The following is a 13,184-nucleotide window of genomic DNA, read 5'->3' as shown; positions in this document are numbered from 1 at the left end:
AAACGAAAATTAGTATTTAAGCATTCCCTTTTTTGAGAACTTTTTTCATTTGGTATTTTTTGTTTGACACAACTAATTTTATATAGTATTCTCTAATTGCGAGATATATTTTCTATCTCAGACTTACAAGATTTGAATTGAATTTTCGGTGCTTAATATCTTTTTATTAGATATTCATGCATGAAAACCTGGTAGGGGACCCTCCACTAACGCACTCCGTATGCGCGCTAGGGAGAGTTCTCTAATTTTTTGCCTTAAAAATCAGTGCACAGATTTTTATATATTTATTTTCTTATCAAATATGTCCTTTTGGAATTTTTTATGTTTGATTTCATAATCAGGTTCTAAAAGTATACAAGAGAAGAAGGGAGACTACAAATTTAATGAGAAAACAAAAATTATTAACTAAGGCTCTGGCAGCTTCTATGGCAGTATTTATGTCTGTCAGCCAGCTTTCTGTTCCTGCATTTGCAGCAGAAGGAACAAAATCCGTTTCTATCGCAGGCAGCACTTACACATATTCTGCAGAAGCTTTAGAAGGCTATACTCAGATTGGAAACAGTGGATTATATTATAAATTAACTAACGGTACAGGTTTTTCCGGAACGATATATGGAACATCTAATTTAACTTACAAAGAATTTTATTCTGGTGACGTAAGCAGCACAGACAGCTTTGATGTCGTTACTACTGCCAGCACTTCTAAGTATTCTGTTTTATCTAATGCCTGGACAGATTATAAGAAGGAAAGTGCAGAAGCTGCAGGGGGATATCATGTAAAAGGTGTTGCGAATGTAAATATTGCTGTTGATTCTGACCTTTATGTTGAATCTATTATTTTAAAAGATGCAAACAAAGAATTAAGCAAAGCATATGAGGAAGCTTCTGATATTACATTAAATGAAAATCCTACACAGGTTCCTTCTCAGTATAAAATACTTCAGGAAAACGGTTCTTATGTTTCTAATAACAAGACAGTCGCTACTGTAACTGATGCCGTACCAACATTAACAACAGGATCCACCTGGGGTGAATACGAGATTGATGTGGTGGAAACAAGCACAAAATACTTAAGAAATTCCCGACAAGATGAGGGATTCCCTGTCAATTCTACTATTCAGGGAATCATTCTTGAAACAACAGAAGGATATAAAGTAGGTCTGGAACATCTTTCAAATATCTGGGTACAACCTTATAAATTATCTTTTAATGTTGCCAATGAAGCAGCTACTATGGGAATTGCAAAATCAGATAATACGGCTGAATTTGCAAAGCTTGTCAATAAAACAATTAATAAGATTACTTATGTAACACCAGAAGGTAACTATGTTTATACTTTCGCTGATGGAATCTTTATAAAACCAGCTTACTCTGAAGAAATCAGCGGTACTTTCAGTGACGATATGAAATCATTTACTTTAAATCAGCTTCCTACTGTAAAAAACGGAACATTAACTGTAACATATACTGTTGGAGCAGGTCATATGAAGACTCCTTATACTCTGTATTCCGGAGCTATTGCAAAAAGCGTTTCTCTTGACTTAAATGCTATCCCATCTGATGCAGAAGGTGGAACTTACAGCGTTGCTATTTCTTGTGATAACTACGCTGATATCCACGTTGCAATCCCTGTAACAGAAGCTCAAAAAGCACAGTTACAGGAACTTATCAAACAGGCTGAAACTGCATTAAAAGGTGCCGGTGCTGATGATAGTGTATTATTAGCACATAAAAATGAGGCAGCAGAACTCTTAGCAAACGAAAGTTCTACCAGTGCCGATGCTGCTGATTTAATCAATGAACTTACTGAATTATTAAAACCATATCAATCCACAGAAGCTCCAACACCATCCATACCGGACAGTACAACAGCTTCTAAACCAAATACAACAACTGCTGCTAAACCAGCTACAAAACCTGCTACTACAGCAAAGAAGCCAAACACAACAGCCACAAAAGTAAAACTTGCAAAACAGACTACAAAAGTAAAAGCAAATGGAAAGAAAAAAATCAAAGTATCCTGGAAAAAAGATAAAAAAGCTTCCGGTTACGAAATCACATATTCCACAAAGAAATCTTTCAAAGGAAAGAAAACAATTGTAGTAAAGAGTAACAAGACAACAAGCAAAGTAGTAAAGAAATTAACATCTAAAAAGAAATACTTTGTAAAAGTACGCTCCTACAAGCAGGTTGGAAAGACTAAGACTTATGGGGCATACAGCAAAGTGAAAACTGTGAAAGTAAAATAAGTTTCTCTTAAACATTTTATATAATTGGTATTTTTATAAATAGTATTTTGCCTCAGGCAGGGAGAGACGCTCCCGGAGAAAGTAGAATAATAGTTGCCTCTGCAAATGTGAGAAGTAATAACCATATCTTCTGGTTTATACATTCTATTATTTCTTACTATTCAAACTCTATTTAGTAAAAACCCCACGAAGCTATATTCCGTGGGGTCTTTTTTATTATTTGAATAGGATTGGCTTAGATTATAAATAATTCTCATACTTCTTAACACACCCGATTCCAATCGCATATGGTCCGGTATGTACCGCAATGGTTGCCCCAATCTGGCAGATTCCCACCTGATCTACATGGCTCTCTCCATAGATATGGTTCGCAACGGTATTATAATATTCCTTGCCTTCCTCTATATCGTAACCAAAACCAACGCGGAAAGAATAGTCTTCCATCGCATCTCCGGTTTCTTTAAAATAGTCATCCATTAACGCAATCGTTTTGGCAACTGTCTTCTTACGGCTTCGTCCGATTCCTGAAGCTTCGATCTCACCATTTACTAAAGTAATCAGAGGCTTTAAGGAAAGGGCGCTGCTTGCGATTCCTGCAAGCTTTCCGATTCGTCCGCCATGTTTTAAATAATCTGTGTTACCGACTGTAAAGAAGATTCTATTCGTCTTTTTCATCTTCTCAAGAATATCTACACATTGTTCATAAGGAACTCCATTCTGACACATTCTTCCTGCTTCAATAACCATAAGACCCTGACTTACTGTTCCTGCTTCAGAATTAATCACCGCAATTTTGGCATCCGGATAATCCTCACAAACAATTTCTCTGGCATTACATGCACAGTTGTAAGAACCACTCAAAGATGGAGTAAAACAAATACAGACTACCGGTGTTCCTTCTTTCACATATTCCGTAAAAACGTCAATATAATTCTGTACAGATGGAAGAGAGGTCTTCGGATATACATCTGGATTCCCTACCATTCGCTCATATACTTCACGAATTCCGATTTCTTCAATCTCTTTATAATATGTCTCCTCATCAAATGATATATAAAAAGGTATAATACGTAAATTATACTGTTCAATGATCTCTTTTTCTAAATCACAACAGCCATCACTAATAATCTTGTAATCCATTTCATCCTCCAGTATGCATTATTATATTACTATACACAGAAATTAATACACTGTAAATATCACTCAAAATGAAGCATTCTCTCTTACTGCAATGCAATCTGTGTTCTCATTTCCATGTAATGTAGTTTTCATATCTATATTTTAATATTATCAAAACTCTTTGTCAACTATCTTCTCTATATAGTCTCCGGTAAATTCCAGATTCTATGGCTGTCTTGATAATTTATTTCATTTCCTTTTCCAGAAATTTTACCACTCCCGCATTCAGATTGGTATCTAAAATATAGTCTGCCCTTTCTTTTACTTCCTTATGTGCATTTCCTACCGCACAGGAACGATCACAAGCTTCAAATAAAGGAATATCATTCAGATTATCACCCATTCCGGTAATCGCGGCCGGATGAAGAAGCTTTCGCAGCTTCTGTATTCCATAATATTTTGAAGCATTTTTATGCGAGATTTCTAAATACCACAGACCATCTCCATAAACATCCTTATAAAAATTCAGATTCAGCCGCTCATCTTTTTTCAAATATTCATAAAATGGCCGTAACACTTCTTCTTCATAACAAATGGAAAAATAAATGATATCTTCACCTGAAATATCTTCTAATCTTTCCACTTTACTAAATGGCTTATGGTATAAATCTCTTCGTTCCGTATAAAACTTTTCCATATGCTGTGTCGCAATTTTTTCATAATAGGTTGCCATCTTTCGTCCAGACTTGCCGACTCGTCCGGCACTATCTACAACAGATGTTTCGCCAGACTTTGAGCAATCTTCGGAAATTTCAGGGGACAGTGCATATGCAAATCCTGTCACTCCAAACTTCTTTCTTCCTTTTAAAATATATTCCACAGAATCTCTTTCAATAATTTCCGCATGAATACAGCTTTTTTTCACCGGATCGTAAATCATGACTCCATTCATCAAAATCATAGGACAGGTGAGATTGACATCTTTCATAATAGAATTCACAGTTGCATAGGTTCTCGCTGTAGCAACAGTAAAACAAAGTCCCTGCTCAATAAGAGCATTTAATCGTTTAGGCACGTCTTCGTTAAGTAAGGCATCACTATTTAATAATGTGCCATCTAAATCCGATACATATAGCATTTTGCCAGAAAGATTATATTCTTTCTTCTCCTGCTTTCTTAAAACTTCTTTTGATACATTTTTTCGTATCTCTTCTGGCTTTTCTTTTTGCATCTTATCTGCTTTTACTTCCAAGCAGGCACGTTTTTCTGCTTCCTCACGAACTCTGAAAAAAAGATACTGCTGCATCACACCAGCTATCCCTTCATATCTTTCTACTGGAAAATGCCCGTTATAATACATTTTTTCCACTTTGGCAATCCATGTATCAATCGGAAATAAGGAAAGCTGATGTAAACCAAAAAGCTGAATACAAGATGCTACCTTTTCTCCCACTCCATGAAGTTTTTTCAGCATCTCCTTTCCCTCTTCCGGCGATGCCCCTTTTGCAACGGCTGTTTGAAGTACACTCAGTTCAAACTTCCCAGTTAAAATATCCTCTGCTGTCTGCCGAATATACTTCTCCCGGTATCCAAACTTAAACTCCGACAAATCGGCCTTTGCAAGCACTTCTGGTCCCGGAAAACTATAACCAATAAGATGCTCCTCTTCATAATTAAATACTATTTTTTCTCCAAGTTTCTCACATAATGCATCAATACTCTTCATAATACGTGGAATATTATTTCTCTGACTGATGATAAAACTAACAATCATCTCCCACAGATCCTGACGAAGAATCCGAATCCCTTTTCCCATCTTCGCCGCTCCAGAAAGAAAACGATCTTCCGGATCAATCTGTTCTATTATTTTCTCGTAATCTGTATCTAAATCCAAATACTTTCTAAAATATTCCTCATCCTTCTCATGACACAAAATACGGATTCCTGTCTTTTCCTGAAAAAAACATGCCGTCCGTCCATCAGAAATAACAAAATATCTTCCCGGACATATTTTCTTCCAGCGGAAGCACTGTCCACTCTCTGCAATCTGCTTTAAATCTATATAATCGTTTTTTATAAAAATATCAATATAATCCATCGGTGGTTTCCTCTTTCGAAAATTTCTACTCCCATCTTAACAGGTTTTAGGGTAACATTCAAAGGAAATAAATCTTTCGGTTCTCTGCGGTTTGGGAGACGGAAATCAGCCTTTTCAAAAAAATCAAAATATTTTCAAAAAAGTGAGAGATTCTCATCCCTTATTTGCGAATATATAATGTAACCGATATAATTATCCATATATTTTTTACATTCGAATGTACATAAAGGAGTAACCTATGAAGATAAAAGAATCGAATTTTGTGGAAGCGTTATCCCACAGAAATGAGAGAGCTTTAGAATATGTGATGGTACATTATGGTGGACTTGTAAAGTCTGTTGTGCATCGTTATCTGAATGTTCTTTCTCAATACGAAGAGGAATGTATGAATGACGTTTTCTTCGCTGTATGGGAACATATCGACTCATATGACTCCGCCCGTAATCCATTTGCAAACTGGATTGGCGGAATTGCCCGATTAAAAGCTCTTGATTATAAAAGAAAATACGCAAATCATCTTTTGGAAACAAGCTGGGAAAATGCGCAATATACTAAAGGATTGGACGATGCAATAGAATTACACACACAATTTGAAGAAGAATTTTCTGAAGAAACAAAGCAAATGTTATCCTGCCTAAAACCACAAGATAGAGAGCTTTTCATCAAACTATATGTAGAAGAAAAACCATTTGATGAGATATCCAAAGAAATGAATACAAACAAGCCTGTACTGTATAATCGGCTTTTCCGCAGTAAAAAGAAGCTGCGTTCTCTTTTCCCTCAAACAAATTCAACTCATCTGACTGGAGGTACGAGTTATGAAAAATGATATTTATGATTTATTAAATGACATTGACAATCAGATAGATACTTTTGAAACTGTCGATATTACAAGTACTGATTTAAAAAACTGGAAACAATCTTTTGCTTTAAAGAAAAAAACTTCCGTTAAAAAACACACCTGGAAAAAATATGCTGCTGCCGCAGCTGCCTTTATTATTCTTCTTGGTGGAAGCAGTGCTCCGGTAAGGCAGAACGTATACGCACAATCCCAACAGATTATGGAAAGTTTATCCACACTTTTAGGCACCAAAGAAGACCTTAGTCCTTACAGTACTGTCGTTGGTAAATCTATATCCAAAAACGGCATCACTATCACATTAAATGAAGTAATTCTTGATGGACATAGCCTTATCATTTCCTACAAAACAAAAATAAAAGACAGTTCTGTATTGAAAAAATCAAATATCAAAACTATCACTGAATTGCCAATTGATATAGACCTTACTATCGCTGGAGAACCTATTGTAGAAAGTGTCGGCATCTGTTCTACTCCTATCGACAAGCTAACTTCTATTTCTGAAAGTGAAATACAATTAAATGATTCCTCCATTTTATCAGAGAAAGCTGATTTTACGATCAACTTTTCCACATTAGATAAATCAAATACCTCTATTGGAAAATTAAAATTTGCGGCATCCGGTAAAGAATTAAATGCAAAAACAACAAACGTAGCATTAAATCATTCTTTTACCTTACCAAATAAAACAAAAATAACTTTAAAAAATTATAGAAGTAATATCGTAAACCATCAAATCTCATTTACTATTTCAAAAAATAATACTGGACTCTCTGGGGACATTATATTGAAAGGAAAAGATGACCTTGGAAACCCTGTAGAATTCTACCTTGATACCGCCGATGGAACAAATGGTACTTTTACAGTAGACAGAATGACCGGCTATATTTCCCCTAAAGCCACCTGCCTCACTTTAACTCCATATTATAATGACTTTCCTCTGTCTTCCTCTGTTAATAGTACAGAAGAAACGGCAGAATCCACTGAAAAAACAGTAGCAGAATCTACTGAAATTGAAGTCAGCACCACAAACACTGATGATGCTCAGGAAATCTCTATCTCTAACTATAAATCACTAGGAAAGGCTTTTACTATTACTATTCATTAGAGAAAACAGACGAAAAAAGAAATAATACCATAGTAAATGTAATGTGAGAGCAAGTAAAAATGCCGGACAGACATTTTCTACGCAGTGATATCTTTACATTTACTATGGTCTATTCTTTTTATTTTCGTCTGTTTCCCCTAATGAATCAAATAGTTAATTCATGATTTTCATTCATCTGGATAAACCGGGTTCCAAGCTCTTTCGCAAGCTGATTATTATGGGTAATGATAATTAGTGTTTTCCCTGCTGCATGAAATTTCTTCAGAAAATCTATAAGCATTTTCTGTGTACTTTCATCGAGTCCAGCGAGGGGTTCGTCTAATATAAGAACTTCGGGATTCATAGAAAGGATGCACGCTAATGATACTTTTCGTTTTTCTCCACCGCTTAAATGATACGGTGGGCGTTCTCTTAGTTTTTCGATTCCAAATAAACGAAGGCAATCCTCTGTTCTTTGTTTGACTTTTTCTTCGGAAAGTCCCATCTGGATCGGGCCAAATGCGATTTCTTCTTCTACGCTTCCACAAAAAAGCTGTGTATCTGCATTTTGAAAAACATAACCCATCTGCTGATGAAACCATTTGGCAAAGCGAGAATCTTTTAATGCTTTTTCTGTTATTTCGTGATCTTCATAGGTATAACTGCCTTCCATCGGAAATATGATTCCGTTCAATATTTTTATCAATGTAGATTTACCACATCCATTTGGTCCCTGTATTATTACAGATTCACCTTTTTGAATATTTAAATTAATGTATCGTAATGCAATTTCATTCCCATATGCATAACATACATTTTTTAATTCTATCATTTTGAATCTTCCTTTTATTTTTGTTATTCTTGATTTTACTTTTGTTATTCTTGATTTTACTTTTTATTCTCTTCTCATAGAAAATTGCTATATGTTAGGATTAAAAGGTCTTTTACCCTCTTTGATACTAGATTGATTGCTTCGTGTTATTTCCACAGACCCTCGAAATAAATGAATATTCCTGTTACTCCTATCATCAAAAGAAGACTCAAGATATCCTGTTTTCGAAAGGTAGATGTTTTTTGTGTTTTATATTCTCCAACAAATCCACGGCAGCACATCGCTGCATACATTTCCTCTGCCATTTCTCTTGATTTTAAAAAGGAAATCCCCAATATCCCAGAAAAGGACTGTGCTTTTTTCCTGTTTTGTCCTACAGATCGTAAGCGAAGTGACGTAAGGATTTCCATGCAGATTTCTCCGAGTACGGCAATATATTTTAATGTAATATCCAATGTAAAAATAAAGATATCCGGTATATGAAATGAGCGGAGGCTTGCTGTTAATTTATTCCAGGATGTTCCCGCTGACAGAATACCTATAAGCGTAACGGATACAAACACTTTGGTTGTGATAATAAGCAAAATCTGCGGATTTCCTATAAACACTGCCGGTAAAAGTATTAGTGCAGAAAAAAGTACTGCTCCAAATGTCCCCGAAAGTATCTGTTTCATTGTTTCTGCCGGATAAGTTGCAAGTGCAAGAATAGTTCCGCCTGCCATAATTAATGAAAATACATAGTTTTTTGAACAGGCAGTAAGTAAAATATATAGGAATGTATAACATAGTTTTAAAGAAGGACTGGCGCTTAGGCACCCGTCCTTCCCTTCTTTCCATTTTAATTTTGACAGTACACCAAGAACTGCCTGCGTACTTTTTGTAATAAATCCATCTTTATCAATACTCGGAACATATTGCTCCGTTTCACACATCCATGATGGAAGAAAACTATTATTTTTTTCCTGATTTTGCATTACACTGACTGCCCTTTTGAAAAATCTATTTTATCTTTTTTACTTCCAGCTAAAAGTTTAAAGAAGATAACAATAATCGCTACGCCAACAACTGCAGATAAAATATATCCTATCCATTCCGGCATTCCTGCCATAGAGTAATCCGGGAAAAGTGAAGCAAGGCTAAAGCCCTTTTCCATTCCTGCCGGTGTATATCCAAGTGCTTTTCCATTACTTACAAGGGATGCCATCTCTTCAACGCCCCATTCTCCCCAGGCGGTTCCACTTGCCAGAAGACCTAATGGTGTGAATATAATCAAAACTGCCATAAGAATATATAATGGCTTAAATGCGGACTGTGCTGGTTTTTCCTCTAATGTTTCCGGTGATATCTTTTCCACAAATGCAAGGATTGCTGTAGTAAGAACTATTTCTGCAATTCCAAATAATGTAAGATGTCCAATCATCATTGCCGGAATAGAAATAGTAAGCGGATATGGACAATAGAGTGCCTTTCCTGCTGCATCAGTAAACAGCAATGGCTGAATTCCAAACTCAATCGCTGCACAAAATGCTGCTGCATTAATGCCGATGTAGGAACCAATTCCTGCTGCTAACTTTCTTTTTCCTGTTTTTTCCCAGATAAGCTTGTAAATCGCAAATCCGAGAAATGGCAATATGAAAGCCATATTAAAACAGTTCGCTCCAAAAGCGAGAATACCGCCATCACCAAACAACAATGCCTGAATAAGCAGTGCGATCGTAACGGCAATACAGCCTGCCGATGGACTTCCCGTAAGAATCGCAATCAATGTTCCTCCTACTGCATGTCCTGTCGTACCTCCCGGAAGCGGGATATTGAACATCATTCCAAGAAAAGAAAACGCTGCTCCAATTCCAAGCAATGGCATCTTCACCTTCGGAATTTCTTCTTTTACTTTCTTAACAGAGTATGTCCATACCGAAACCATTGCTGCGGCCATTACCGCACAGGTCGAAGGACTCAAATAATTTTCAGGTATATGCATCTTTCTTTCCTCCTATAAAGCTTTTATGTTTTAAACCTAGGATATACCTTTCTATTTTTTCTCACAAGCTCCCCAGGGGGATATATTTTGTATTTTTTTGTATAATTCTGCTATAACTTTATGCTATACTATTATACTGATACTGAAGATTGAGCAGCTTCTCGACTGAAATAAAAATTCTGAGGTGAATTTTATGAATACTCTATTAGAACAAATTAAAAAGAAAAATGCAAAAGCTTTTACACATAGTGGAAAATTTCATGCAGACGATGTTTTCTCCTATGCACTGTTGTTATATTTAAATCCTGCAATCACAATTACCCGAGGAAATAAAGTTCCAAAAGATTTTGATGGAATCGTTTTTGATATTGGCAGGGGAAAATACGACCATCACCAGCGCGACAGCCGTATCCGTGAAAATGGTGTTCCTTATGCTGCATTTGGTCTTTTATGGGAAGAACTTGGTGCAGAAATTCTTGGCGAAGAACTTGCCGCAAAGTTCGATGAGTCATTTATCCAGCCACTTGATATTAACGACAATACCGGCGAGAAAAATGAACTTGCCACTTTAATTGGCAATTTTAATCCTTCCTGGGATGTGGAAAATGGAGAAAATGAAGCATTTTCCAGAGCGGTACAGACAGCTGGAATGATTCTTGTAAATATGTTCGAAAAATATAAAGGAAATGAACGTGCCGAGAAACGTGTAGAAGAAATTTTAGCCGCACATAATTCTTCTGTTTTGTCTGGGGAAAAATCTGAAATCGAAGCAAAAATTCTCGTTCTCCCTGAATTCGTCCCATGCCAGAAACAATTACGCGAAACAGATATTGCCTTTATTATTTTCCCCTCAAACCGCGGAGGCTATTGCATCCAGCCATTAAAAAAAGAACATTCTCTCAATTACAAATGCAGCTTCCCTGAAAACTGGCTTGGTTTAGAGAGAGACGAATTAAAACAGGCAACTGGCTTAACCAGCGCAAACTTCTGCCACAAAGGCGGTTTTATCATGACCGTCGATGATGTAAACGATGCAATTTCTGCCTGCAAAATAAGCCTTGAAAACTTTACAGAAACTTCTTGCATTATAAATTTGGGAGGTTCTTCCAAAATGGATGAAATCCTTAAAGAAATCCCTCATATGGAAAATGCAGCAATTATCCATTGTGACTTACCGAAAATGCCCGCACTTACATTTGACAGAAACTTGGGTGAGATTTCTATGGAAAAAGAGGAGTTTGCATCTTATATTAAAGACTATGTGAAAGGCATTTTAAAATATAAACCAGATGCTGTTTACGTTGAAGGAGAACTTTTCATTGTCTATCCTGTCATCCGGGTTTTACACAAAAAACATATCCCAGTCTACATAAAACACCAAAATAGGGTTGTTGCTATTTAATTCATTAAGGGACAGACGCCCGAGAAGAGATACGATATCCTATATTTGTGACTTTAGTCGCTGCGGTTTGGATGTGAGCGCATGAGCGAACATTTAAACCGCAGCGACTAAAATCACAAATATGCCTTATTGGGGGCAATGCCTTCGTCTGTAGTTCGCTTAATGAATTAAATAGCAATATTTTGTACTGTTTGAATATTCTTCTTTGTATTTATATCCAAGTTCATCGAACTGTTTAATTTCCTCTGGATTTTCTATCTGATGTTCTGCCATATAGCGTACAAGGGAACCTCTTGCCATTTTTGCGTAGGTTCCTTTTTCTTTTATTTTTCCATCGATCAGTTCTCCAAATACACAGGTTATAACTCGTACATTTTCAGGGATATATTTTAAAATGCTTTTGCTGTATTCTTTGGAGGCAAGGTTAATGAGACAATCGCAGTCTTTTAAGACGTAGTCTGCCAGTTTTTGTCCCCAAAAGTCATATAAATTATCTATTTCTTCTTTGTGGAAGCGTGCCTGCATTTCAAGGCGATATGGAATTACTCCGTCAAATGGAGATAGTGCACCGTAAAAGCCTGATAAAATCCGTAAATGTTTTTCTAACCATGTAAAAGCCTGCTCCTCAAATACTGCTGGAGCCATATATTTATACTGGATTCCTTCATAGGAAAGAATCGCCGGGCTTAGATTCTGTTTTAAGTTTCCTATTCGAAACTGTCGCTCATTCTCTTCCACAAGCTTATCACTGCATTTCCACAAATCTTTTAGCTCATCAAATGACATATTTCCCATGTAAGAAAAAAGCTTCTCTGCTTCTTTTATAAAAAATGGGATATTTTTATACGGTAAAATATCGTTTCTTATTTTCATTTTTTTCGCTGGGGAAATAATTACTTTTAACATTTGGATTTCTTCCTCTTACTTTCCTATTTTTTATTTGTCCATTTACAGATTCTGAATTTGTATATTTTTCGTAACATACCAGTGTTTCTTCCTTCTAGCTTCTAAAGTATTGTTGGATATAGTTTGATTCGTGACTCTTTTGTTGTAACTGCCAAATGATTGTCCATAAACTATTATTACTAAACAGCTAATACACTATCCTATACCAGAATTTTTTCAAACACTCCTTGAATCCCTTAGAAAATTTAACTTTACAAATTTATTGTTATAAAAGAACTATACTATATATCTAGTGACATGCTCCCACCACTTAAATCATAGATTTTGAAGTGGGGGCTTCTTGCTCAATGGCTCTACTGAGCCAAGTATCTACAAGCTATCCTCGCGTGCCCCGCGATTCTTTTGCCCGGATACGGGCATATTTCTTATTATCAGCTTGTCCGGATACGGACAGTTTATGCTGTCAACATCCTTCTTGCTTCTTCACGTATGTTGATTGCCGCATTACGATCTCTGTCCATCTTATTTCCACACGCACAGTGATAGGCTCTTTCGGATAATTTCAGCTCTTTCTTTATCCTTCCACATTTACAGCATTTTTTACTAGAAGGAAAGAAACGGTCTACCTTTACCATTTTCTTTCCTTTCCAT

Annotated in this window: 11 protein-coding genes; 4 read left to right on the top strand and 7 right to left on the bottom strand. The window is 36.2% G+C overall.

Annotated elements, in window-relative coordinates; translation table 11 throughout:
• Positions 1 to 383 precede the first annotated feature (383 nt).
• A complete protein-coding gene (locus tag EUBHAL_RS07535; RefSeq protein ID WP_005347445.1) occupies positions 384 to 2,249 on the top strand; it encodes a fibronectin type III domain-containing protein in 1,866 nt (621 codons plus the stop codon).
• 240 nt (positions 2,250 to 2,489) lie between these two features.
• On the opposite strand, the gene EUBHAL_RS07530 is transcribed toward EUBHAL_RS07535, so the two are convergent.
• Both EUBHAL_RS07530 and EUBHAL_RS14800 read right to left on the bottom strand, forming a co-directional pair.
• A complete protein-coding gene (locus EUBHAL_RS07530) occupies positions 2,490 to 3,389 on the bottom strand; it encodes a DegV family protein (RefSeq protein WP_005347442.1) in 900 nt (299 codons plus the stop codon).
• A 223-nt stretch (positions 3,390 to 3,612) separates the two neighbouring features.
• On the bottom strand, positions 3,613 to 5,466 hold the full coding sequence (locus EUBHAL_RS14800) for an HAD-IIB family hydrolase (RefSeq protein WP_005347439.1): 1,854 nt from the start codon (positions 5,464 to 5,466) through the stop codon (positions 3,613 to 3,615).
• 238 nt (positions 5,467 to 5,704) lie between these two features.
• Here EUBHAL_RS14800 and EUBHAL_RS07515 point away from each other — a divergent pair, with 238 nt between their 5' ends.
• Positions 5,705 to 6,295 (top strand): sigma-70 family RNA polymerase sigma factor, encoded by a 591-nt coding sequence (locus EUBHAL_RS07515; protein ID WP_005347436.1) that lies wholly within the window; start codon positions 5,705 to 5,707, stop codon positions 6,293 to 6,295.
• Positions 6,285 to 7,433, top strand: a complete 1,149-nt coding sequence (locus tag EUBHAL_RS07510; RefSeq protein WP_005347432.1) for a DUF4179 domain-containing protein — start codon at positions 6,285 to 6,287, stop codon at positions 7,431 to 7,433. The genes EUBHAL_RS07515 and EUBHAL_RS07510 overlap by 11 nt, the downstream gene beginning before the upstream one ends.
• Before the next feature lie 145 nt (positions 7,434 to 7,578).
• On the opposite strand, the gene EUBHAL_RS07505 is transcribed toward EUBHAL_RS07510, so the two are convergent.
• From EUBHAL_RS07505 to cbiM, 3 genes are all read right to left on the bottom strand, one after another.
• Positions 7,579 to 8,244, bottom strand: coding sequence for an energy-coupling factor ABC transporter ATP-binding protein (locus EUBHAL_RS07505; RefSeq protein ID WP_005347429.1), 666 nt, complete (start codon positions 8,242 to 8,244; stop codon positions 7,579 to 7,581).
• Between the two features lie 146 nt (positions 8,245 to 8,390).
• Complete coding sequence (locus EUBHAL_RS07500; protein ID WP_242648762.1) at positions 8,391 to 9,176, bottom strand: energy-coupling factor transporter transmembrane component T; 786 nt, start codon at positions 9,174 to 9,176, stop codon at positions 8,391 to 8,393.
• A 41-nt stretch (positions 9,177 to 9,217) separates the two neighbouring features.
• Complete coding sequence (gene cbiM / locus EUBHAL_RS07495; protein WP_005347423.1) at positions 9,218 to 10,225, bottom strand: cobalt transporter CbiM; 1,008 nt, start codon at positions 10,223 to 10,225, stop codon at positions 9,218 to 9,220.
• A gap of 193 nt (positions 10,226 to 10,418) precedes the next feature.
• Between cbiM and EUBHAL_RS07490 the strand changes: the two genes are divergently transcribed.
• Entirely contained in the window at positions 10,419 to 11,627 is a 1,209-nt protein-coding gene (locus EUBHAL_RS07490) for an MYG1 family protein (protein ID WP_005347419.1), read from the top strand.
• Positions 11,628 to 11,786: 159 nt separating this feature from the next.
• Here EUBHAL_RS07490 and yaaA read toward each other — a convergent pair whose 3' ends face one another.
• Both yaaA and EUBHAL_RS07480 read right to left on the bottom strand, forming a co-directional pair.
• Positions 11,787 to 12,533: a peroxide stress protein YaaA gene (gene yaaA / locus EUBHAL_RS07485; RefSeq protein ID WP_005347416.1), complete on the bottom strand. Its 747-nt coding sequence runs from the start codon at positions 12,531 to 12,533 to the stop codon at positions 11,787 to 11,789.
• 455 nt (positions 12,534 to 12,988) lie between these two features.
• The coding region (locus EUBHAL_RS07480; protein WP_005347390.1) for a zinc ribbon domain-containing protein at positions 12,989 to 13,184 on the bottom strand (196 nt) is incomplete at its 5' end.

The sequence above is a fragment of the Anaerobutyricum hallii DSM 3353 genome, from assembly GCF_000173975.1.
GTDB lineage: Bacteria > Bacillota > Clostridia > Lachnospirales > Lachnospiraceae > Anaerobutyricum > Anaerobutyricum hallii.
Note: the sequence above shows the minus strand (reverse complement) of the source record. Positions and strands in the feature narration are given on the sequence as shown.